The sequence below is a fragment of the Corynebacterium sp. LaCa78 genome (genome assembly GCF_046717505.1).
GTDB lineage: Bacteria > Actinomycetota > Actinomycetes > Mycobacteriales > Mycobacteriaceae > Corynebacterium.
Window position 1 is genome coordinate 726,243 of sequence record NZ_CP177112.1, and the last position, 21,174, is coordinate 747,416.

The window sequence follows — 21,174 nt, forward strand, 5'->3', positions numbered from 1 at the left end:
TTTTAGGGACCGGTAAGGCGGTACCAGGTACCGGGGTGGCGGTAGCCGCCCGGTAGCCGGTTTTACCCCCGCTTATCGTTTGGACCGTTGACGTTGCTTGAGCTGTTTGCTAAGTGTTCCCCTTTCTTCTTGGAAGTCGTCACGGGTGCGCATGTCTTCACCGATGAGGGTGAGTTTGCTGCCGTTGTTTGCAAGTCGGGATAGGACAGCGTCGGCGATCGCGTTTTCACTAAAGACGCTGTACCAGTATTCCGGCTCGTGCTGGCTGACGATGACGGTTGAGGAATGCTCCCGCTTGACCAGGAGGTTGAATACCTGGGCTAAGGCGAAGGCAGATACGTCCGTGGCCAGGAAGTCGTCGATGACCAACACAGCCGGCTTTGTCAGTTCCTCAAGGAGGGCTTTGCGCTCATAGGCAGCGTCGGCTGTGGCGTCGAACTCGTCGGCTAAGTCGGCGAGTCTAAAGTAGCGTGCGGTTAGTTTATGCCGGCACGCAGCCACGGCTAGGCCTTGGGCGAGGAAGCTTTTGCCGGTGCCGGTAGCTCCCACGATGGTTAGATCTCTGCCGTAGGTAATCCAGTCGCAGGTAGCTAACCGCTCAATACGGTCTGGAGTGATCCCTCGGTTGCTGTGTGCTTCAAAGCGTTCCAAAGCCGCAAGCGCGTTGGGTAGCTTGGCGGCTTTGACGAGTTTTTCGATTACTTTCGAATCACGTGCAGCTACCTGAGCATCGAGAGCTTCTTTGATCTTGTCTTCAAAGGAGTCCAAGTCACGACTGGGATCGTTGACGATCTCCTGCAGCGTCGTGGCAAACACACGCATCCCGCGAAGAGAACCGAGCAGTTCGAAGTCTTCATCGGTAAGAGCCATGGCTATACCTTCCATTCTTTATCAGTGAAGGCAAACGCCCCGGCCCCGCGTACATGCGACACAGAGTCCGGCGTGTCCGCCGTGGGCTGTTGGCGGTGCGCACGCGTAGTGTCGATGGCCGTCGACAGTGGTACATCGGTGGGCAAATACGCCTGTGCTGCGGCCTGTTTTAGATCCTTGAGCTCTTGGGCTACTTTGTTGACGCTGGGGACTGCTTTGCGCGATAACAGCTGACCACAGGCTTGTTCGAGTTCGATTCGGGAGTAATCCTTCGATAGGTTCAGTACGCCCAGAACGCTAGAATATGCTTGGGCTTCGACTTTACGAGCGTTAAACATCTGGCCGATGAGCTGTGCTGTCGCGGTCCCAATACTTTTCGCCCAGTCTTCCAAGCGTTGCCGGTTCCACTGGGTGTTTAAGTCCTTATGGTTGTCGGGGACATGCTCATCCAAGGTGGAGTAGCCATAATTAGCAGGGGCAATACGATGTGAAGCAACAATCTCACCGTCGTAGAAGACATCCAGATAGTCATCAAAAAGTTGCACGTCGACGAACTTGCCCGCTAGCTTCCACGGCACTGAATACCAGTGATTGGCGATCCGGATGTGGTAGTTCATTGCGACCTTGGACTTCTTCCACCGCGACCACGACCACCGCCGGTCGGGCAATGGGCGCAGCAGCTGTTGCTCATGGTCTTCAAACAACTGGCGACGAGAGATATCCTGCCCGCGGAAGGGACGGCGATCGTTGATGAAATCGCTTTGGTCCTCGAGGGCCTTATTGAGCATGTCGAAACTGTAGAACTCCTGGTCGTCGAGGTATTCCACGCACCATTGCTGGGCAATATCCACGGCCTTTTCAACATTCGCCTTATACCGCGGCCGGTAGCCTTTCGCCGCAGTAATACCTATCTGATAGAAATCGGCAAATGTAGAATACTCCGCAACCGGGATACGCCCCCGCAGCCCACAGGAAATCTGTTGCGTGGCTGTGAGCGCGTTATCCGGGATCAACCGCAGCGGACAACCACCGAAATACTCCAAAGCCGCACGGTGGGCTAAAAGCCACGACCGCATTTTTTGATCCGGCCACGCCGATACATGCATCATCCCTGAGTGCGGCAATGAAGCTACAAACAAGTGCGCGGTAACCCGCTGGCCTGAGACAGGATCCACAACGACCATTCCATCGCCCGACCAGTCCACCATGAGCTCGTCACCGGGATCGTGATTCAGTTGCGCTGACAGCTGATGAACATCGACATAATGCTCAAACAGCGAACAGTACTGTCGATACGAATAATGACGCTGACCAGTACCAACAGGGAACTCCAGGTACTTGGCGTGCGCGACTTTCAACGTCACGCGCTTGCCAGAGACCATCCGCTCAGCAACCTTTTTGAAATCCGGTGCGAGGAACTCCGCATCGTTGCGACGCCGGTTATCCGGAAATAGCTCCTCTAACTGGGCATTCGACAATCCAGCAATCCCACGAGCATCGAGTCGATGGTCCCTTACAACGCGACTGGCCTTATCAATCGTCGACTTCGAGACCCCTAAATCGGCTCGAATCTGGTTCCAGGAACGATTCCCGGCAACCAAGACAAACATGATGGCACGGTAATCCGTCACCACCATCACTCCTTCCACGTGAACGCGACCCACGCGTACACACTGCGTGGGCCGTCCACTAAAGAGTGCCTAAAAACTACCCCCGGTACCCGATATCCGCACCGGTCGGTACTCGATACCGCCCTACCGGTACTAAATAGCGTCGCGCGTCACACAACATCAAAACCGACCAACGCATCCACTACATCATGGACCCGGTCACCGGCACCGTACCTACCAAGTAGACCACCCCAAAGGACCACTGACCACCCACAACACACACTGGCACTATACCTGGAGGAAATTCTTGGACCACAAAAAGAAAAAGCACCAGAAACAATCTGGTGCTTGAGGGTCCTGCCTAGAGAACGAGCAGGTCATAGCGGGTGGCTTTGACATCGGAAAGCCGCTTGCGGGCGCGCTCTAAGCGCTGCCATTGTTCCTGGGGGATGGATTTCCGGGCGATGGTGACGGTTTCAGCATCGGGGGTTCCCCAAGCAATGGGCATGGGGGATATCTGCTGCCAATGCTCTTTATCGGAAGTAGAACGCTGACCGGACACGGCGGCGACTGGAACCTTGGTGCCAACGGTGCGTTGGACGCCGGGAATGGAGGACACCGTGCGCAGGCACGCGCCCCAGCGTGGGGGAAGGGACGGATCCACATTGGTATTTACCAAGGCAAGAAGGATCATGTCTCGCTCGTTGACCTGCGCGATGACGGCGGGAGCGAGCGGATAAGAGTCATAGAGGGATTGGGCCGTTCCCACCTTGCTTGCAGCGGCGACGCCGACGATGGCAACGACGATGCCAAAGAGGATGAGCCCTAAGCCCAGGGTGATTCCCCAGGAAAAGTTCCACCAGACGGCGGCGCCGGCGATGATCAGGATGAGGCCGAAGATAAGCCCGGATACGCGAAGCCGGTTGGAATCGCGCAATAACTCGTTATTGGCCTTGGCAAAGGACTCGTCAACGTCGAACTTAAAGATCTTCATTGGCCTAAGTCTACTGCGTCCATGAGCCGGTAGGCATATCCTTGCTCGGCGAGGAAGCGTTGGCGGTGCATGGCGTAGTCCGCATCTAGGCTGTCGCGGGTGACCAGGGTATAAAAGAGCGCCTCGGTTTCCTTCGGGCGCAGCAGGCGGCCAAGGCGTTGTGCCTCTTCTTGGCGGGAGCCAAAGGTGCCGGAGACCTGGATGGCCAGTGCCGCTTCGGGCAGGTCGATGGAGAAGTTGGCCACTTTGGATACGACGAGGATGGCCAGCTCGCCCTCGCGGAATTGCTGGAAGAGTTTTTCGCGCTTGGCGGTAGAGGTGGTGCCATCGATGACGGGGGCATCGAGGTGCGCGCCTAATTCGCGCAGTTGATCCACATATCCGCCGATGATGAGCGCTTGTTGGTCATGGGAGGCAAGGATCTTATCGACAGCCCGGAGCTTGGCCGAGGCTTGTGCAGCGATGCGGTAGCGATCGCGCGGCTGCGCGGTGGCATAGAGCATGCGTTCTTCCGGATCCATATCCACGCGGACTTCGATGCACTCCGCGGTGGCGATATAGCCGGCCATTTCCAGCTCTTTCCACGGCGCGTCGTAACGCTTCGGGCCGATGAGGGAGAAGACATCGCCTTCGCGGCCATCCTCGCGCACGAGGGTGGCGGTAAGTCCTAGCCGGCGCCGCGATTGCAGGTCCGAGGTCATGCGGAATACGGGTGCGGGAAGCAGGTGGACCTCGTCGTAGATGATAAGCCCCCAGTCGCGGGAGTCGAAGAGCTCGAGGGCGCGGTACTCACCCTTGGTTTTCCGGGTGACCACTTGGTAGGTGGCGATGGTAATCGGCTTGATTTCCTTCTTCTCACCGGAGTATTCGCCGATATCGTTTGGAGAAAGCGTCGTGCGGCGCAAAAGTTCGTCGCGCCACTGGCGGCCGGCAACGGTATTGGTAACCAAGATGAGGGTAGTGGATTGCGCCTTGGCCATGGCGGCAGCACCTACGATGGTTTTGCCGGCACCGCAGGGCAGCACGACGACGCCGGAACCGCCGGACCAGAAGGCATCGGTGGCGTATTCCTGGTAATCGCGCAGGTGCCAGCCGTCCTCGTTCAGCGCGATGGGGTGGGATTCGCCGTCGATATAGCCGGCGAGATCTTCGGCGGGCCAGCCGGCCTTGAGGAGTTCTTGCTTGAGGCGGCCGCGTTCTGAGGGCGCCACGGCGATGGTGTTGTCATCGATGCGCGAACCCAGCAGTTTTCCTACCTTGCTGCGGGAGAGCTCGGTGAGGATGGCGGGTTCTTCAGATTCGAGGATGAGCCCGTGGGCGGGGTGCGCCTGGAGGCGGACGCGGCCGTAGCGGGACATGGTCTCGGCGACATCGACAAGCAGCGATTGCGGGACCGGGAACCGGGAGTAGGTTTCTAGGACATCGACGACCTGCTCGGCGTCGTGGCCGGCGGCGCGGGCATTCCACAATGCCAGGGAAGTGATGCGGTAGGTGTGCACGTGCTCGGGGGCGCGTTCCAGTTCCGCGAACGGCGCGAGGGCGGTGCGCGCAGCGCCGGAATCTGGATGATCGACTTCCAGCAAGACGGTCTTATCCGACTGCACAATCAGTGGTCCGTTCATGCGTCTAGGGTAACGGAGGTGATGCGGTGCAAGGGAAACCGGATGGTGGAGCCATCGGCGGCGCGGGCATCGATTTGGCCACCGGCGACGGTCAGTGGGGTAACGGTGCGGGTCTTGGTATTGCCATTTTTATCGGCGTAGCCAATGGTGATGGGGCGTGCGGTGCGCGCGGCGGCGTGGACCAGATCCAGGTTGGGCAGGCTCGGGGCCTCGCCAGTGGTGAGGTTGCGCAGCGCACGCGCGATATCCGGCGGCGCGGCTTGAGCGCGAGGGCTGGGCGTGGGAAGTGTCGCGGGCTCGGGCGCGATGGACAGGCTAGCGCCGGTTTCGTCCTCGGCGGCGGGGGAGAGGCCGTGCTCGCGCAGGAGTTCCAACAGCTCGCTGACGCGCAGCTGGGAAATCGCGACCGTGGGGGCCAGCAGGCGCAGCGGGGTGGCCTTCGCGGCGATCTGCAAGAGGGCTGGGTCCTCGCTGCGCAGGTAGGACAGGGCAGGGCCGGAGCGCAGGGTGCCGTGGCGCTTGGCGATGTCCTCGATGTGGAACGCCAGCGTATGCGGGACATCGCCATGCGCGGCGAAGAAATCGCGGATCTCCGTGCCTGTCATCCCGCGGTCGAGGCCGCGGCGGAGGGAGGCATCGCTAATGCGGTAGACGCTGGCGAGTCCAGGTGATTCCAAGTCCGCGAGGGACTCCAGGGTGTGGTGGGCCGCGGGCTCGAGGGGCCCTGGCACGAGCACGGTCATATCCGCCTGGACCAGGAAATAATCGATGGTGTCGGGTGTGAGGGTATCGGCGGCATCGAAGCCATCGATAAGCACGCTGGTGGCTCGCCCGAGCGCGATGGCGCCTATCCATTCGGCCTCGCGGTGCAGCTCCTCGATGGTCTCCGGGGAGGTATGCGTGGCAAAAAGCGGGAAGGAAAAATGCAGATCCTCTTGAAATTCGGCCGCGGACAGCGGCTGCGCGGAGTGGAGGTAGACATCGAGGATGTGCCGGCGAAATTTGGGTAGGCGGTCGGTGCTGGCAGAGAGCACCCGGCCGGATTCCCACGGGGTCCAAGGGGAGTATTCCCAGGCCGAGAGGAGCACGCGCCACTGCGCGGCTAGTTCTGCATCGAGCCACTCTTGGGCGGAGTCGGTGGGTGCGAGGAAGTTCCCTTCGTACCCGGACGGCTCGCCGCGGTTGATAAGTCGCGCAGACAGGCCAAGCGTAATCAGGCGGCGCAGCTCTGGTTCCGCGATGTCCAGCTGCTTGCTGAGCTGGGCAAGGGGACGCACGCCGACGGTTTTATCCTTGAGCAGCTCGATCGGCCGGGCGCCGAGGGCAGAAATCAGCTGTTGCATGCCGCGCACTACCGACAGGCCTGCGGCGGTGCCGGCGTCATCGGCCTTGCGGTCAGCGGTGGGCTGGCCGCGGCGCGCGGAGGGCTCAGTAGGGATGTGTGGGACGGTGTGCCCCTTCATCGCGCGATGAACCTCGCGCGGGAGGCGAACGGTCTGGGAGTCAACGCGCTGCAAGAGTTGCTTGGCAATCAGCCGCGGCACGGGGTGGGCCGGATTGGTCTCGCGGGTGGTACCGATGCCATTGGAGCGCGCCAGGGTGGCAAGCACGTGGCGTTCGTCTTCGGCGAGGGCATCGATTGTCGCGGGCGATACCTCGAGCTGGTTGAGTAGCGACCAGCCCGTGGGCAGCGCGGGCATGACCTCCGGCGGGATTTGCACCGCGCCGAAGGCGAGGCCGCGCTCCTTCAGCTCGCGGGTAATTTCGGGGTTGTGGTCTTCTACCTCTGCAAGCTCGCCGCCGCGCTTGGCGATGCCCTCCAGCACCGCCAACTGCTGCGCGTTACACTCCGCTAGCGCCCGGGCGATAGAGGTGCGCAAGAGGAGGCGCGTGGCCAGCGCCGCGATGGAGGGCGGCAGCGGGGTTAAAACATCGGGGCGGTGGCGAAGGATGGTGGCCAGTTCCTCTTCCGAAAGAGAATTAAGCCAGGTGCGAAAATGCGGGAGGTGGGAGGACTGAGTCATGATAAATCACAATTTTAGCGCCGGATTGAGTTACGTTTTTGCCCGAGGTTTGAAATAATAAGGCTATGTCGAATGAAAAGAATGGCTTTGTTTCCCCGGCTTGGCCGGACAATGAACACCGCGAGCATGCAATTACGGAAATTTCTGCGCCTTTTGCTGGTGCTTCCAGCCCCTACGGCGACGATCTGGTGCTGCCGATGCCGGCAGAGAAGTTGAACTACGTTCACCCTTATACCCGCATCAATCGCTAAAAAAAATTCCCCTTGCCGCGGACGGCGAGGGGAATTTTTATGTGCTTATTTAGCGGCTGAAGTTCTCAACCAGCTGCGCAACCGGGTCGATGACGTTGCGGTTCGCGGAGTAGAACGCGTTAAAGTCGTGGCGGTTTGCGTGGTAGAAGTCGGTGAACTGCGCCGGCAGCTGCAGGCCGTAAGCATTAGCGGTGTCCTTAACAAGGTTGTAGACGGCGTCTACGGCGAGCTCATCGGACTTGTTTTCTACTGCCTGCTGCACTGGCTGTGGTGCCTCAGCGGGTGCGGAAGGTGCGGTGCGCTCGGTTGGCGCGGAGTTTAGGCCAAGGGAGGCCGAGCATGCGGGCCATGCGCCCCAGCCCTGGTTAGCCAGGGTGCGCTCAGCGATGACAATCTGCTGCTCGCGGGTTGCCTGGTTAGCGGTAGGGGCGAACTCACCGCCGCCGTATGCCTGCCAGGTCTGCGCGTTGAACTGCAGGCCGCCGTGGTAACCATTGCCGGTGTTGATGTGCCAGTCGCCGCCGGACTCGCACTGTGCGAGGCGGTCCCAGTCGGAGTCAGGGGCAGCGGCGGCGTTCGGCGCCATGATGGCGGCGGCTGCGCCCAAGGCAACGGTGCCCGCGGTGAACTTGGCGGCAAAGTGGTTAGTCTTAGCGGAGTGGCGTCCCATAAAAGTAGTCCTTTCCGTGGTGCCCGTTTTCGTGTAAATGTATTGCGCCTAGAAGAAAGGATGGGCAGGGAAACCTTCTTTGCGGCGACACTGGGGGCCAGCGTAGCGGTTTATAACGAAATAGTCACGTTCTGGGCACTAAACGGGAAAGAATTGAGACTATTGTGGTTCCGTCAGCAAAGTTTCCGCAGGTAATTGCGGCGTTGTGAACTATGTCACACGACGCGTGGAACTTCTGTTCTGTATAACTTCCAGCTAAACTTAAGAATTTACCCAAGAGAAGAGGTGGATACCTATGCCCATTGGCAAAGTGAAGTGGTATGACGCCGAGAAAGGTTTCGGTTTCGTTAGCAACCCGGGCGATGAAGACGTCTACGTCGGCCGGAATGTCCTGCCCAAGGGAATAGAAGAAATCTTTCCGGGCCAGCGCATCGAATTCGATTTCGCGGCGGGGCGCCGCGGGCCGCAGGCGCTGCGGGTGCGCGTGCTGGATAAGCCGCGCCGGCGCGCGCCGGCGCGCAAGCCGGAAGAGCTCGGCAGCATGGTCTCTGATGTCATGACCCTGCTGGAATCCCAGGTGCAGCCGGTGCTGAACTCGGGGCGTTACCCCGAGCGCAAGACCGGGCGCCAAGTAGCAGAAATCCTCCGCGCGATTGCGAAGGATTTAGATAGTTAATCATCCATGGTGGATAGGGACCACACGGTGGCGAGGGGGGTTTCTTCGCCATCGTCGTCGGTGCCAATCATGAGGGAGGAGACCTCCACCACCATGAGCCGGGGGCGCTCGCCAGTCGATGCCTCGATGGGGTCTACCGAACCGGGGATATCCACCTCGGTCGTTTCATTCGCACCGTGAGAGGTTTCGTCATTGGCGGCGGGATCATCATAAATGGACAGTACCTTCCATTCGTGATTAGAAATCTCTTCGGGGATGTCCAGATGCAAGGTGTCATCTTCGCCCACGGTTAGCTGGGGAACATCGCCTTCGGGGCAATCGGTTCCCGGCTCGCACACGAGGTAGGGTGTGACCTCCTTGGTGTTATCCCCCACGGAGGCGGTAATAGCAATCTCGCTCGGCTCTGGGCCTGGGCGCGAATTGCGCCAGCTTTGAAAGATCACCACGGAGGCGACGATGACCGCCACGACCACGATGAGCGCGAGGATCTGCAGCAGCGACTTTTTCCTTGCTTCCTTACGGGTTGCCATGGCCCATTACTTTACTCGAACGCGGTAGAGCTCATCCCACCGCTTGCCGGTAAGCCAGAATTCATCGGTGCCCTTGATATGCGCGATGCCGTTTAAGACATCATCGGGATCGGTGTATTTCGATTTATCGATGGCATCGGTAGAAATCACCGCGGTGACCTCGCCGGAGGAGGGATCTATGCGGTAGATATCTTCACTTCCCCACACATTGGCGTAGACATCACCGTCCACGCATTCCAGCTCATTGAGATCTTCCACGGGCGAGCCCTCGAGGGTGACCTCGGTGGTGGAGTGCTCCGCAAAGGTTTCTGGATCCATGTGGCGCAGGGTAGAGGTGCCATCGGACATGATGAGCTCGTCCTGGTTGGCGCAGAGCCCCCAGCCTTCGCCGGCATAGGTGGCGGTGTCCGTACGCTGGAAGTCGCCGTCATAGCGCAGGGCCTGCCCGCGCTTCCAAGTCAACTGCCAGATGGAATCGCCGTATTGGGTAATGCCCTCCCCAAAAAGCGAGTCATCCAGGGCGTGGTTTTGGAGGACCTCGCCGGTTTCAGGGGAGAAGCGGATGAGTTTGGATTCGCCCCATTGCCCGGTGCCGAGCAGGAGGTTGCCCTCGCCGTCTTCTTCGAGGCCTTGCGTAAAGGAGTTCTCTGGCAGCGGCGCGGTATCGAGGACTTCCACTGATAGGTGCTCGGGGGAGGAAGATTCAGAATTATCAGAAGAGCAGGCGGTTAAGGCGCAGCAGGGCACGGCAATGAGCGCGGCGCGGCGGAGAAACGACATGCACCATATGTACCACTGTTGGCGGGCCATCATGAATAATGAGGGGCGTGAGTAAGCGAAAAGCAAATCCGTTGATCGATTCCCGCGCCGTACGCATTGCGCGTGAGGCATTGGAAGAGGTGGGGGAAGGGGGCATCGGCAAGCATAGGGGCGTCGCTGGAATGGGCCGCAATGTTGTCACCCATCGCTTTGCGGCGGATATGCCGGGCTACCCAGGATGGGAATGGCAGGCCGTGCTCGCGTGCGCGGAAGGTTCGCGCTACGTCACCGTCAACGAGGTGGCGCTGGTGCCTGGCGGGGAGGCGCTGCAGGCCCCGGAATGGGTGCCGTATGAGGACCGCGTGCTGCCGGGGGATTTGGGCCCGGGAGACCTCATGCCGCTGGCCATCGATGATGAGCGCCTGAACGGAAATGAGCTTTCCGCCAAGGGCCTGGCGGATGCCAAGCATCGCTGGCAAGAGGAATATGGTCCAAACTCGGAGATGGCGGCCAAGGCGCACCTGCAGTGCCGCACGTGCGCTTTTTATATGCAGCTCATGGATAACTTTGGGGTATGCGCCAACGAGTATTCCGCTGATGGCCGCGTGGTGCACGCGCGCTACGGTTGCGGTGCGCATTCGCAGACGCGGGTGAGCGAGGAGAAGGCGCCGGCCGCGGCCTTCGATGATGAAAAGCCCATTTACCAAGATTTTGATTTTGAGGATTAAAGCAGCACACTTAGGGCGTAAAAATACCGCTCTACGTGAAAGGGCACGGCGTGAAAGCCACTCTCGATCGCTATTTCCACATTTCTGAACGCGGTTCCACCATCGGAACCGAGCTACGCGCGGGAACGGTCTCGTTCTTCGCCATGGCATATATCATTTTGCTCAACCCGCTGATCCTGGGCACGAGCCCGGACGCGGAGGGCTATACCTTAGGCGTGCCGCAGGTTGCGGCCGCCACTGCGCTGGTCGCCGGCGTGATGTCCATTGCCTTCGGTGCGATTGCGAAGTACCCCTTCGCCATGGCCGCGGGCCTGGGCATGAATACCTTCGTCGCCGTCAGCATGGTCGCTACCAGCGGGCTGACCTGGCAAGAAGCCATGGGTCTCGTGGTAATCGAGGGCCTTATCATTGTCCTGCTCGCCGTGTCCGGATTCCGTACCGCGGTATTTGACGCCATCCCGCAGCCCATGAAGGCCGCGATGGGCGTGGGCATTGGCATGTTCATCGCCATGATCGGTTTCGTGGATGGCGGGTTCGTTACCCGCGTGCCCGATGCCGCACAGACCACCGTGCCGGTGGGGCTGGGCATTAATGGCTCGATTGCCACCTGGCCGGCGGTGGTCTTCGTCATCGGCCTTATTATTTGTGCTTTCATGGTCATCCGCAATGTGCCGGGCGGGCTATTTATCGCCATCATCCTCAACACGGTGATTGCCTTCATTGTCCAGGCGCTCACGGACTCCGAGGACTGGGGCATGGCCGCCCCAGAGGCCCCAGATGCGCTGGGTGGGCTGCCGGATCTGTCCATCGTGGGCGATGTGAACCTGGTCGGCGCCTTTGCCAATATCGGCGTGATCTCCACGGTCCTGCTCATCTTCACCCTGCTGCTGACCAACTTCTTTGATGCCATGGGCACCATGACCGGGCTGGGCAAGCAGGCCAAGCTCGTGGATGACAACGGCAACCTGCCGGGCATGAAGAAGGCGCTGGTCGTGGAAGGCGCCGGCGCGGTGGCCGGTGGCTTGGGCTCGGCGTCCTCGAATACCGTCTTTGCGGATTCCTCTGCCGGCATTGCCGATGGCGCGCGCACCGGCCTGGCCAATATCATGACCGGCCTGCTATTTATCGCCGCCATGTTTTTCACCCCGCTCTATGAGATCGTGCCCATCGAGGCCGCCGCACCCGTCCTGGTCATCGTGGGCGTGATGATGGCCGCGCAGCTCACGGATATCCCGTGGACGCGCATGGAGGTGGCCATCCCGGCCTTTTTAACCATCGTGGTCATGCCGTTTACTTATTCGATCGCCAATGGCATCGGCGTGGGCTTTATTACCTTCGCGCTCATGTCCACCTTTGCTGGTAAGGCCAAGCAGGTGCACTGGATCATGTGGCTGCTTGCTGGCTTGTTCGTCATTTACTTTGGCATCGATCCGATTTCGGAGGCCATCGGCTAGCCTGGAAGGCATGCATATCTCTGATCCCCGTGACCCTCGCCTGGACGATATTCGGAACCTCAACAAATCCGATAAATCCGGCGAGGGTTTGGTCATTGCAGAAGGCCCCTTGGTGGCAGCCCGCCTCATGGAATCGCGGTTCCCCATGCGCTGCCTTGTGGGCTTTCCCCAGAAGCTGGAGGCCTTCTTTGCCGAGTACGGCGAGCCCGAGTGCCCCGTCTACGAGGTCTCTCGCGAGACCCTGGCGGAGGTCGCGGGCTTCGATATGCACCGCGGGCTGGTTGCCGCAGCGGACCGCGCCCCAGAGTCGGAGGTGGGTGAGATCCTGGAGCAGGCCCGCACCATCGCCGTGCTGGAGGGCGTGGGGGATCATGAAAATATCGGCGCCATTTTCCGCCACGCGGCGGGCATGAACGTGGATGCGGTATTGCTCGGCTCCGGCGCTGCGGATCCGCTCTATCGCCGCTCGGTGCGCGTATCCATGGGCCATGTGCTGCGCGTGCCCTTCGCACATTTAGAGGGCGGTTTCACCACGTGGCAGCGCTCGCTGCAGGCGCTTGCCGATGCCTCCTTTACCCTCATTTCCTTAACCCCCAACCCCCAGGCGGTGCACCTGGCAGAGGCCATGCACGGGCAAGACAAGGTGGCCATGCTCGTTGGCGCGGAGGGCCCCGGGCTTACCGAGCACGCAATGAAGGCCACAGATATCCGCGCGCGGATACCGATGGCCCCTGGTACCGATTCTCTAAATGTTGCGACCGCGGCCGCCATTTCCTTTTATGAGCGCCAGCGCTCCTTAAACGACTTGAACGTCTGACGCAGCCAGTTGCCAATCAACGAGCCGAGGTGTTTGGCGGTGGAAAGGATCTCATCGCCGGTGGAATCCGGCTCGGCATCGTGATCCTCGTAGTCGTCATAGTCGTTTAGGCCCAGCCTATTCGCGGATTGCGCGGCGAACTCGCTGACCGGCTGCTTTGGCTTGGGCGGATCGATCTTGGGTTCTGGGCGCCCGTCCACGGCATAACCCACGACGTCCAGGTCTGGGCCTTCCCGCCCCACGGTGATGCCCAACCAGTGTTCCTGGCCGGCCTCCATGATGCTGTGGGGCCGAAATGGCAGGGAAATGCCGCCGAGGGATTCGTCCTTTTCGCCGGCCCAAAACGGCGCCTCGAAGGGCTCGGGCAGGCCGGTGTCCTCGTACAGGCGGTCACGGGTGGCGCACAGGCTGCGCTTGAGCTCGCCGCCTTCCCACAGCGCGAAGCCCGCATAGTCCTCGTCCGCGTTGCTAACAAGCGCGATAACCCGCTGGGCGGGGACTGCGTTTAAGAGGTCGTTCGGCAGTTGGGAGAGCAGGACGGACTCGCCCTCGCAGACCGTTTGCACCACAGTAATGCCCGGGTAGCCGCCGATGTAGTATTCATTCGGATCCGTCTGCGCGGAGCGGTTGAGGGGGAATTGCCCAATCGGGGTGACCGGGAACTTGGGGTTGAGCTGGGCTAGGAACTTGCGGCCGAACCCGCGGTCCGCCTTGGGCTCGGTTTTGAGAACCTCTTCGGCGCCGGGCTTGGAGATGTACCACAGCGTGAGAACGGCATGAGAGATGTCCACTGTTTAGTCCCTCGGGCGCTTGGTATTGGAGCGAACGCCCAAAAGCACGTCCTCCCAGTGCGGGGTCACGGCCTTGCGGCGGCGCTTCGAGGGCTTGGATTCGGAGGACGGATTCTGCAGGAATTCCTCTTCTTCCGTCTCCTCGCTGGAACCGGAAATATCGGTGACATTGGCGGGCTGATCGCCGTCAATGGCTTCGTCATAGCGGCCGCTGCCCAATGAGGTTAGCGAGCGCACCGGCTGTACGAAGTCCGGGTCCGTAAGGTCTGCCGCGACCGAGTTGCGGGCCTCAACCGTAGCGGGCGAGGACATGGACTGCTTGAAGGTCCACTCCGCCTCGTTTTCAGAAAGGCCCGCCTTCCAGGTCACGCGCACAACCCACGGCTCGCCTTGGTGGCGGTAGGCATCCCACGTGGACTCCGAGAGGGAGTGGCCACGGGCGGCAAAGGAGCTTGCCAGTACCTCCCACAGGGTGAGCTTGGCCGGGCCGTCTTCGCGCACCGGGTGGGCCTGCTTGGACACCTCAGAAATGCGGTTGCGCTCCAGCATGACTGGGTAGGCAAAGGGCTCGATGCGCGATTCATCGACGTGCATCTCTTCCGCGAGCTCCGCGGTGGAGGCACCGGCACGAATGCGGTTTTGGATCTCTGCCGGCCGGATCTGCTTTTCTTCCTCTTCGTGGGAGGGCTTGGGCATCGGCGCTAGCTTTGGCGGCTCCGGCTTGCTAGCGGTGGGCGTGAGGGCGGAACGCAGCTCATCGGTGATGGGAAGGGAAAACTCTTCGCCTTCTTCGGTGCGTAGCACCAATGAGTCTTCGCTCGATTCGCTGTCAACGAGAAACAGCTCGCGCATAGTGTGGCGCTCCTTTGCCTATCGACGGAAGGACGGATCTGTGATGCAGTCAACTATAACGCGAAAAGGCCCCGCGCCATGCGAGGCGGCGGGGCATGTTGATCACTTAGTTGGCATCCAGCACGTAGTCGATGCACTGCGTGAGCTTGGCGATGTCCCCAGGCTCAATCGCCGGGAACATGCCCACGCGCAGCTGGTTGCGGCCCAGCTTGCGGTACGGCTCGACATCGAGGATGCCGTTGGCGCGCAGGGTGGCGGCAAGGTGGGCGGCATCGACGGAGTCGTCGAAGTCGATGGTACCCACGACTAGCGAGCGCGCTGCCGGTTCGCTAACAAACGGAGTGGCCTCTGGGCAGGATTCGGCCCAGTTGTACAGCGTGGAGGAGGATTCGGTGGTGCGCTTGACCATGCCGTCGAGGCCGCCATTGTCATTCATCCACTGAATCTGGTTATCCAGCATGAGCAGGGTGGCGATCGCCGGGGTGTTATAGGTCTGGTTCTTGCGGGAGTTATTCACCGCGGTCTGCAGGTTCAAAAACTCCGGAATGAAACGGTCGGAGTTATTGATCTTTTCGATGCGCTCCAGCGCGGCTGGGGACATGGCGGCGAGCCAGAGTCCGCCGTCGGAAGCAAAGCACTTCTGCGGCGAGAAGTAGTACACGTCGGTCTCTGCGATATTGACGGGGAGGCCGCCGGCGCCAGAGGTGGCATCGACAAGCACGAGCTGCTGGTCGTTGTGGGGGTGGGGGCGGACAACCTCCGTCATCGCACCGGTCGAGGTCTCATTGTGGGCCCAGGCGGCGACATCGGCATCGGCGGCAAGCTCGCGCGGATCCGGGGCGGTGCCGACGGGGGATTCGGTGAGCGCTGGGGCATCGAGCCACGGGGCCTTGGAAGAGGCCTTGGCAAACTTGGTGGAGAACTCGCCGAAGGTAAGGTGGGCCGACTGACGCTCGATGAGGCCGAAGGTAGCTGAATCCCAAAAGGCGGTGGCGCCGCCCAGGGACAGGACAATTTCGTATCCCTCAGGGAGCGAGAAGAGATCGCTTAAGCCCTCGCGTACGGAACCGACGAGGTTTTTCACCGCCGGCTGGCGGTGCGAGGTGCCCACGATAGCGGGGTCAATAGCCTCGATCTGGGCGGGGCGCACCTTGGAGGGTCCGCAGCCAAAGCGGCCATCGGAAGGCAAGAGATCTGTTGGCAGTGTGATTTCTGGAGTACTCATGCCGCTAGTGTAGAACAGTTCCGGTTGGATGGCAGGTATTTTGATGCCCGTAAACTTGTTGGCAGTATCACAAAGTTTGCTAGAGTGTGAATAGGTATAAGGCTGACTTGAATAAGTTAGTGCCTTAAAGAACTCTTTAACAGGGAAAGGAAATTCCGTGTCTACTGAAGAAAACAAGGTAGTACTCAAGCACGCCGGCAACGAGTACGAGATGGACATCAAGCAGTCCACTGAGGGCGATTCCGGCTTCGATATCTCCAAGCTCCGCAAGGAAACCGGGCTTGTTACCTTCGACCCCGGCTACACCTCCACCGGCTCCACCGAGTCCAAGATTACCTTTATTAACGGTGAGGAGGGCATCCTTCGCTACCGCGGCTACGATATTGCGGAATTGGCAAATAACGCCACCTTCAATGAGGTTTCCTACCTGCTGATTAAGGGCCACCTGCCGGACGAGCAGGAACTGTCGGAGTTCAATAACGCCATCCGCCACCACACCCTCTTGGATGAGGACTTTAAGGCGCAGTTCAACATCTTCCCGCGCGATGCACACCCGATGGCCGTGCTTGCGTCCTCCGTGAACATTCTCTCCAGCTACTACCAGGACCAGCTGGACCCGCTGGATGAGGAGCAGCTGGACAAGGCCACCGTTCGCCTGCTGGCTAAGGTGCCGATGCTGGCCGCTTACGCTTACCGCGCATCCCAGGGCAAGCCTTATATGTACCCGGATAACAACCTGAACGCGCGCGAGAACTTCCTGCGCATGATGTTCGGTTACCCCACCGAGGAGTACGAGGTTGACCCGGTTGTCTCCAAGGCGCTGGACAAGCTGCTCATTTTGCACGCTGACCACGAGCAGAACTGCTCCACCTCCACCGTCCGCATGATTGGTTCCGCACAGGCCAACATGTTCGTCTCCATCGCTGGCGGCATCAACGCCCTGTCCGGTCCGCTGCACGGCGGCGCTAACCAGGCCGTGCTGGAGATGCTCGAGGACATCGAGAAGAACAACGGCGGCGACGCTACCGACTTCATGAACCGCGTGAAGAACAAGGAAAAGGGTGTTCGCCTGATGGGCTTCGGCCACCGCGTGTACAAGAACTACGACCCACGCGCGGCCATCGTCAAGGAAACCGCACACGAGATCATCGATCACCTGGGCGGCGACCCGATGCTGGACCTGGCCATGAAGCTGGAAGAGATTGCGTTGAACGATGACTACTTCGTCTCCCGCAAGCTCTACCCGAACGTGGACTTCTACACCGGCCTCATCTACCGCGCCATGGGCTTCCCGACGGACTTCTTCACCGTCCTCTTCGCCATCGGCCGCCTGCCGGGCTGGATCGCTCAGTACCGCGAGCAGCTGGAGATGAACACCAAGATCAACCGTCCTCGCCAGATTTACACCGGTGAAACCCTGCGCAAGGTTACCCCTCGCAGCGAGCGCTAAATAGCGCTTTTGGTCGCCCCAATTCAACCGAATCGGGCTTGAGCACTATAATTGGTGCAGCTCGGTTCGGTTTCATTGCGACCGCACGAACAAACTAGATTTCCCAAGGAGACTAATCCCCATGGATAAACCTGTTATTGAAGCCCAGTCTGGCCCAGCGCCGACCGACCTCGTCATCGAGGACATCGTCGTAGGCGATGGCGCTGAAGCCAAGCCTGGTGGCGTAGTGGAGGTCCACTACGTTGGCGCCGAATATGAGACCAACCAAGAATTCGATTCCTCGTGGGACCGTGGCCAGTCCATCGAGTTCCCACTGACCGGTCTCATTGCCGGCTGGCAAGAGGGCATCCCGGGAATGAAGGTAGGCGGTCGCCGTCAACTCATCATCCCGCCGGAAAAGGCCTACGGCCCCGCCGGCGGTGCGCACCCGCTGTCCGGCCGCACCTTGGTCTTTATCATTGACCTCATCCGCGCCGACTAAGCTGCGCTAAAAATCGTTGAACCGGCTCTCCTTAAAGGGAGCCGGTTTTTCGTTGTGTAGTGGCAGTCAGTTCCCGCAAGGGGCCGCATAAGACGAGAAACTGGGGCACAATGGGAATTATGACTGTGCCAACTATTTCATTCAATGATGACCGCGAGATGCCCCAGCTTGGACTGGGCACCTACAAACTCAATGACGATGAGTGCATTCGCGTAGTCCGCGAAGCCATTGACTTGGGCTACCGCCACTTTGATACGGCGACGCTGTACAAGAACGAAGAGGCATTGGGTACTGCGCTCAAACAAGCCATTGACGCGGGCGACGTCACCCGCGAGGACCTGTTTATTACCTCCAAGGTCTGGCACTCTCACCACGGCGCGCAGAAGGCGGAACAGGCCTTCCAGGAATCCATGGAGAAGCTGAAGCTGGATTACTTGGACCTGTACCTCATCCACTGGCCGTGGCGACAGGGTGGGCTGTATGTGGAGACTTTCGAATCCATTGCCCGCCTGCAGGGGATGGGGCAAATCGCTTCCATCGGTGTCGCTAATTTCTACGAAGAGGTCCTCGAGGACCTTATTGACAAGACCGGCATTACCCCGGTGCTCAACCAAGTGGAGCTGCACCCTGGGTTCACCCAGCCGGAGCTGCGCGAGTTCCACCACAAGCACGGCATCGTGACCGAGGCGTGGTCTCCGCTGGCGCGCGGTGTGGTGCTTAATAACCCGGAGATTGAAAAGATTGCCGCCGCGCATGAGGCTACCGAGGGGCAGGTAGTACTGGCGTACCTGATGGCCAAGGGCATTTCCGTTATTCCGAAGTCTGCCCGCAGTGAGCGGCTCAAGGAGAACCTGGCCGCCGCGGAGCTGGAGCTGGGCAAGGATGAAATCACGGCGATTGACTCCTTGGAAGGTCAAGAAGGTTTTGGCCGCATGTTTAATGATCCCCGTGAATTCCCGGGCGCGGAGGGCTAAGAAAGCACTCTCGGGCGAAGGAGCCACCGGCGACGGCGTCGTCGGTGGCTTTTGCTGTGCAGGATGGCTGAGTGGGCGAGTACGTGCTGGTTAAGGCACTCACCTCGCTGATAGGTGGTTCCTTTCGCGCCGCCTTCACTGATTAGTTAACGTCTGGTTAACAAAATTTGCGAACGCGTTAAACCTGGGATGGAGGGGGTGATTTGCATAGAATATTAGCCCAGTTCACCGGAACCTATCGGGCTAAAAGGGGGGAGTTTTTGTGGGATGTATTGGCAATATTTACTGCTTTGCAAAGATTGTTCTGTATCTTACATATCAACGCGGGTAGTGATGAACAACACATTGCGCCTCGTTTGTACAGAACCTCTCTCACCCAAGGAGACAACCCTTCTATGAGTGATACAACTGCTCCAGTCGAGCGTCGTGAGCTTACGGCAGCCGACTACATAGAAATGCGCGATAGCGAAGAGTTTGGCGAGTTGCGCAGCGCTTATCGTAGTTTCACTTTTCCCATGACCGTCGCGTTTTTCGTGTGGTACATCGTCTACGTGCTCACCGCCGTGTTTGCGCCTGATTTTATGGCCATTGAGCTTGGCGATGGCGGCTGGAACGTCGGCCTCGTCTTCGGCCTGGCCCAGTTCCTGACCACGTTCATCATTACCTGGATTTACGTGAAATACGCCAATAAGAATATTCAGCCTAAATCGGTTGCTATTCGCGAGAAGTTGGAGGCCAAGTAAATGACTACCACTTACCTTGCACAAGAAACTTCTGCCGGTAACCCGATTCTGAATATCTCCATCTTCGGCATCTTCCTCGTGGTTACCATGGCCGTCGTGTTGCGCGCCGGCAAGTCCACGAAGAAGGCGTCTGACTTCTATACCGGTGGTGGCTCGTTCTCCGGCCGCCAGAATGGCTTGGCTATCTCCGGTGACTACCTTTCTGCGGCATCCTTCCTCGGCATCGTCGGTGCGGTGGCGCTTAACGGCTACGACGGATTTTTGTACTCCGTCGGCTTCTTCGTCGCCTGGCTCGTGGCCCTGATGCTCGTGGCCGAGCCGATGCGTAACGTGGGCCGCTTTACCATGGCGGACGTTTTGTCCTTCCGCCTGAAGCAAAAGCCGGTGCGCGTGGCCGCGTCCATTGCCACGCTCTTCGTGACGCTATTCTACCTCATTGCCCAGATGGCCGGCGCCGGTTCGCTGGTGGCCGTGCTGCTGAACATCCATGACTTTAAGTGGCAGGCAGTCGTCGTTGGCATCGTCGGCGTGCTGATGATCCTCTATGTCTTGGTCGGCGGCATGAAGGGCACGACCTACGTGCAGATGATTAAGGCCGTCTTGCTGGTGACCGGTGTGGTCATCATGTGCATCATGGTGTTTGTCTCACTGCGCGGTGGCTTCAGCAACATGTTCAGCACCGCTATTGATATGCACGCGTCGTCTGATTACCTCCATGAAAAGGGCTATGAGGCTAAGGAAATCATGGAGCCGGGCCTGAAGTACGGTGGCTCTACCGCCGCTAAGCTGGACTTCATCTCCTTGGGTATGTCCCTCGTGCTGGGTGTGGGCGGCTTGCCACACGTTCTGATGCGCTTCTACACCGTGCCCACCGCCGTTGAGGCTCGTCGCTCCGTGACCTGGGCCATCGTTATCATCGGTGCCTTCTACCTGATGACCCTGATTCTGGGCTACGGTGCAGCCGCACTGGTTGGCCCGGACCGCATCCTGAACGCACCGGGTGGCGCGAACGCCGCGGCACCGCTGCTGGCACTGGAAATCGGTGGCTCCATCTTCATGGCCATTATTTCCGCCGTGGCCTTTGCTACCGTGCTCGCCGTGGTGGCGGGCCTGGCGATTACCGCCTCCGCCTCCATTGCGCACGATATCTACCACGCGGTTATTCGCAACGGTGAGTCCACCGAGGCAGAGCAGGTGCGCGTCTCGCAGGCTACCGTGGTGGTGCTGGGTATCGTCTCCATTATCTTGGGCATCTTGGCGATGACCCAGAACGTGGCCTTCCTGGTCTCCCTGGCCTTCGCAGTGGCGGCATCGGCTAACCTGCCGACCATCCTGTACTCGCTGTACTGGCGCCGCTTCAACACCGCGGGTGCCGTGGCCTCCATGTATACCGGTGTTGTCTCCTGCTTGGTCCTCATCTTCTTCTCTCCAGCGGTATCCGGCACCGAAAGCGCCATGTTCCCGAACGCGGACTGGGCGATCTTCCCGCTGACCTCGCCGGGTCTGGTCAGTATCCCGCTGTCCTTCTTCGTCGGTTGGTTCGTATCCATCGTGACCAAGCCGGACAACTTGGACGAGTTGGCGGCAGAGATGGAGGTTCGTTCCTTGACCGGTGTGGGCGTCGAGGCCCCAGTCCAGCACTAATTGCCCGAA

The 21,174-nt window shown here is 59.8% G+C and carries 21 protein-coding genes; 10 read left to right on the top strand and 11 right to left on the bottom strand.

Translation table 11 applies throughout. The features are described 5' to 3' along the window. Nucleotides 1–72: 72 nt before the first annotated feature. The 5 genes from ACLI1O_RS03580 to ACLI1O_RS03600 all read right to left on the bottom strand — a co-directional run bounded on the left by ACLI1O_RS03580 (nucleotide 73) and on the right by ACLI1O_RS03600 (nucleotide 7,120). On the bottom strand, nucleotides 73–870 hold the full coding sequence (locus tag ACLI1O_RS03580) for an ATP-binding protein (RefSeq protein ID WP_349837246.1): 798 nt from the start codon (nucleotides 868–870) through the stop codon (nucleotides 73–75). A gap of 2 nt (nucleotides 871–872) precedes the next feature. After that, the gene (istA, locus tag ACLI1O_RS03585) at nucleotides 873–2,507 is read right to left on the bottom strand and encodes an IS21 family transposase (protein ID WP_411706967.1); all 1,635 of its coding nucleotides are present in this window, start codon (nucleotides 2,505–2,507) and stop codon (nucleotides 873–875) included. A gap of 334 nt (nucleotides 2,508–2,841) precedes the next feature. Next, nucleotides 2,842–3,474: a DUF3239 domain-containing protein gene (locus ACLI1O_RS03590; protein WP_239269238.1), complete on the bottom strand. Its 633-nt coding sequence runs from the start codon at nucleotides 3,472–3,474 to the stop codon at nucleotides 2,842–2,844. Continuing rightward, nucleotides 3,471–5,096, bottom strand: a complete 1,626-nt coding sequence (locus ACLI1O_RS03595; protein WP_239269237.1) for a DNA repair helicase XPB — start codon at nucleotides 5,094–5,096, stop codon at nucleotides 3,471–3,473. Before ACLI1O_RS03595 ends, ACLI1O_RS03590 begins: the two co-directional genes overlap by 4 nt. Then, entirely contained in the window at nucleotides 5,093–7,120 is a 2,028-nt protein-coding gene (locus ACLI1O_RS03600; RefSeq protein WP_239269236.1) for a helicase-associated domain-containing protein, read from the bottom strand. Before ACLI1O_RS03600 ends, ACLI1O_RS03595 begins: the two co-directional genes overlap by 4 nt. Before the next feature lie 65 nt (nucleotides 7,121–7,185). Between ACLI1O_RS03600 and ACLI1O_RS03605 the strand changes: the two genes are divergently transcribed. Then, nucleotides 7,186–7,371, top strand: a complete 186-nt coding sequence (locus tag ACLI1O_RS03605; RefSeq protein ID WP_005279826.1) for a hypothetical protein — start codon at nucleotides 7,186–7,188, stop codon at nucleotides 7,369–7,371. Nucleotides 7,372–7,420: 49 nt separating this feature from the next. Here the strand turns inward: ACLI1O_RS03605 and ACLI1O_RS03610 are convergent, their stop codons facing one another. Further along, complete coding sequence (locus tag ACLI1O_RS03610; protein WP_005281857.1) at nucleotides 7,421–8,041, bottom strand: resuscitation-promoting factor Rpf1 domain-containing protein; 621 nt, start codon at nucleotides 8,039–8,041, stop codon at nucleotides 7,421–7,423. Nucleotides 8,042–8,336: 295 nt separating this feature from the next. On the opposite strand from ACLI1O_RS03610, the gene ACLI1O_RS03615 reads away from it, so the two are divergent. Continuing rightward, the gene (locus ACLI1O_RS03615) at nucleotides 8,337–8,717 is read left to right on the top strand and encodes a cold-shock protein (RefSeq protein ID WP_239269235.1); all 381 of its coding nucleotides are present in this window, start codon (nucleotides 8,337–8,339) and stop codon (nucleotides 8,715–8,717) included. Here ACLI1O_RS03615 and ACLI1O_RS03620 read toward each other — a convergent pair. Further along, nucleotides 8,714–9,247: a DUF2771 domain-containing protein gene (locus tag ACLI1O_RS03620; RefSeq protein WP_239269234.1), complete on the bottom strand. Its 534-nt coding sequence runs from the start codon at nucleotides 9,245–9,247 to the stop codon at nucleotides 8,714–8,716. The genes ACLI1O_RS03615 and ACLI1O_RS03620 overlap by 4 nt on opposite strands. 6 nt (nucleotides 9,248–9,253) lie before the next feature. Beyond that, entirely contained in the window at nucleotides 9,254–10,060 is an 807-nt protein-coding gene (locus tag ACLI1O_RS03625; RefSeq protein WP_284849643.1) for a glutaminyl-peptide cyclotransferase, read from the bottom strand. 5 nt (nucleotides 10,061–10,065) lie between these two features. Between ACLI1O_RS03625 and ACLI1O_RS03630 the strand changes: the two genes are divergently transcribed. The 3 genes from ACLI1O_RS03630 to ACLI1O_RS03640 are packed head-to-tail and all read left to right on the top strand — an operon-like array spanning nucleotide 10,066 to nucleotide 13,005. Further along, nucleotides 10,066–10,734, top strand: coding sequence for a DUF3027 domain-containing protein (locus tag ACLI1O_RS03630; RefSeq protein WP_411706968.1), 669 nt, complete (start codon nucleotides 10,066–10,068; stop codon nucleotides 10,732–10,734). A 50-nt stretch (nucleotides 10,735–10,784) separates the two neighbouring features. Beyond that, nucleotides 10,785–12,188 carry an NCS2 family permease gene (locus ACLI1O_RS03635; RefSeq protein ID WP_239269231.1) on the top strand — a complete coding sequence of 468 codons (1,404 nt, stop codon included), beginning with the start codon at nucleotides 10,785–10,787 and terminating at the stop codon, nucleotides 12,186–12,188. 10 nt (nucleotides 12,189–12,198) lie between these two features. Beyond that, complete coding sequence (locus ACLI1O_RS03640) at nucleotides 12,199–13,005, top strand: TrmH family RNA methyltransferase (RefSeq protein WP_411706969.1); 807 nt, start codon at nucleotides 12,199–12,201, stop codon at nucleotides 13,003–13,005. Here ACLI1O_RS03640 and ACLI1O_RS03645 read toward each other — a convergent pair. The 3 genes from ACLI1O_RS03645 to serC all read right to left on the bottom strand — a co-directional run bounded on the left by ACLI1O_RS03645 (nucleotide 12,966) and on the right by serC (nucleotide 15,873). After that, nucleotides 12,966–13,796 (bottom strand): DUF6928 family protein, encoded by an 831-nt coding sequence (locus ACLI1O_RS03645; RefSeq protein ID WP_411706970.1) that lies wholly within the window; start codon nucleotides 13,794–13,796, stop codon nucleotides 12,966–12,968. The two genes, ACLI1O_RS03640 and ACLI1O_RS03645, sit on opposite strands and share 40 nt — an antisense overlap. Before the next feature lie 3 nt (nucleotides 13,797–13,799). Continuing rightward, the gene (gene sepH / locus ACLI1O_RS03650; protein WP_239269228.1) at nucleotides 13,800–14,648 is read right to left on the bottom strand and encodes a septation protein SepH; all 849 of its coding nucleotides are present in this window, start codon (nucleotides 14,646–14,648) and stop codon (nucleotides 13,800–13,802) included. 106 nt (nucleotides 14,649–14,754) lie between these two features. Beyond that, a complete protein-coding gene (gene serC / locus ACLI1O_RS03655) occupies nucleotides 14,755–15,873 on the bottom strand; it encodes a phosphoserine transaminase (protein ID WP_411706971.1) in 1,119 nt (372 codons plus the stop codon). A gap of 157 nt (nucleotides 15,874–16,030) precedes the next feature. Here serC and ACLI1O_RS03660 point away from each other — a divergent pair, with 157 nt between their 5' ends. The 5 genes from ACLI1O_RS03660 (at nucleotide 16,031) to ACLI1O_RS03680 (ending at nucleotide 21,165) form a co-directional block, all read left to right on the top strand. Then, entirely contained in the window at nucleotides 16,031–17,323 is a 1,293-nt protein-coding gene (locus ACLI1O_RS03660; protein WP_239269226.1) for a citrate synthase, read from the top strand. 121 nt (nucleotides 17,324–17,444) lie between these two features. Beyond that, on the top strand, nucleotides 17,445–17,804 hold the full coding sequence (locus ACLI1O_RS03665) for an FKBP-type peptidyl-prolyl cis-trans isomerase (protein ID WP_023025863.1): 360 nt from the start codon (nucleotides 17,445–17,447) through the stop codon (nucleotides 17,802–17,804). Nucleotides 17,805–17,914: 110 nt separating this feature from the next. Continuing rightward, nucleotides 17,915–18,778 (top strand): aldo/keto reductase, encoded by an 864-nt coding sequence (locus ACLI1O_RS03670; protein WP_239269225.1) that lies wholly within the window; start codon nucleotides 17,915–17,917, stop codon nucleotides 18,776–18,778. A 395-nt stretch (nucleotides 18,779–19,173) separates the two neighbouring features. Then, the gene (locus tag ACLI1O_RS03675) at nucleotides 19,174–19,521 is read left to right on the top strand and encodes a DUF485 domain-containing protein (protein ID WP_005279845.1); all 348 of its coding nucleotides are present in this window, start codon (nucleotides 19,174–19,176) and stop codon (nucleotides 19,519–19,521) included. Further along, complete coding sequence (locus ACLI1O_RS03680) at nucleotides 19,522–21,165, top strand: cation acetate symporter (protein ID WP_239269224.1); 1,644 nt, start codon at nucleotides 19,522–19,524, stop codon at nucleotides 21,163–21,165. Nucleotides 21,166–21,174 lie beyond the last annotated feature (9 nt).

Coding starts and splice junctions, on each gene's coding strand:
- ACLI1O_RS03605 (WP_005279826.1), top strand. CDS start 7,186: ATGTCGAATGAAAAGAATGGCTTTGTTTCCCCGGCTTGGCCGGACAAT.
- ACLI1O_RS03670 (WP_239269225.1), top strand. CDS start 17,915: ATGGGAATTATGACTGTGCCAACTATTTCATTCAATGATGACCGCGAG.
- sepH (WP_239269228.1), bottom strand. CDS start 14,648: ATGCGCGAGCTGTTTCTCGTTGACAGCGAATCGAGCGAAGACTCATTG.
- ACLI1O_RS03625 (WP_284849643.1), bottom strand. CDS start 10,060: ATGATGGCCCGCCAACAGTGGTACATATGGTGCATGTCGTTTCTCCGC.
- ACLI1O_RS03595 (WP_239269237.1), bottom strand. CDS start 5,096: ATGAACGGACCACTGATTGTGCAGTCGGATAAGACCGTCTTGCTGGAA.
- ACLI1O_RS03675 (WP_005279845.1), top strand. CDS start 19,174: ATGAGTGATACAACTGCTCCAGTCGAGCGTCGTGAGCTTACGGCAGCC.
- ACLI1O_RS03610 (WP_005281857.1), bottom strand. CDS start 8,041: ATGGGACGCCACTCCGCTAAGACTAACCACTTTGCCGCCAAGTTCACC.
- ACLI1O_RS03680 (WP_239269224.1), top strand. CDS start 19,522: ATGACTACCACTTACCTTGCACAAGAAACTTCTGCCGGTAACCCGATT.
- ACLI1O_RS03630 (WP_411706968.1), top strand. CDS start 10,066: ATGAGGGGCGTGAGTAAGCGAAAAGCAAATCCGTTGATCGATTCCCGC.
- ACLI1O_RS03590 (WP_239269238.1), bottom strand. CDS start 3,474: ATGAAGATCTTTAAGTTCGACGTTGACGAGTCCTTTGCCAAGGCCAAT.
- ACLI1O_RS03620 (WP_239269234.1), bottom strand. CDS start 9,247: ATGGCAACCCGTAAGGAAGCAAGGAAAAAGTCGCTGCTGCAGATCCTC.
- ACLI1O_RS03665 (WP_023025863.1), top strand. CDS start 17,445: ATGGATAAACCTGTTATTGAAGCCCAGTCTGGCCCAGCGCCGACCGAC.
- istA (WP_411706967.1), bottom strand. CDS start 2,507: ATGGTGGTGACGGATTACCGTGCCATCATGTTTGTCTTGGTTGCCGGG.
- ACLI1O_RS03580 (WP_349837246.1), bottom strand. CDS start 870: ATGGCTCTTACCGATGAAGACTTCGAACTGCTCGGTTCTCTTCGCGGG.
- ACLI1O_RS03600 (WP_239269236.1), bottom strand. CDS start 7,120: ATGACTCAGTCCTCCCACCTCCCGCATTTTCGCACCTGGCTTAATTCT.
- serC (WP_411706971.1), bottom strand. CDS start 15,873: ATGAGTACTCCAGAAATCACACTGCCAACAGATCTCTTGCCTTCCGAT.
- ACLI1O_RS03615 (WP_239269235.1), top strand. CDS start 8,337: ATGCCCATTGGCAAAGTGAAGTGGTATGACGCCGAGAAAGGTTTCGGT.
- ACLI1O_RS03640 (WP_411706969.1), top strand. CDS start 12,199: ATGCATATCTCTGATCCCCGTGACCCTCGCCTGGACGATATTCGGAAC.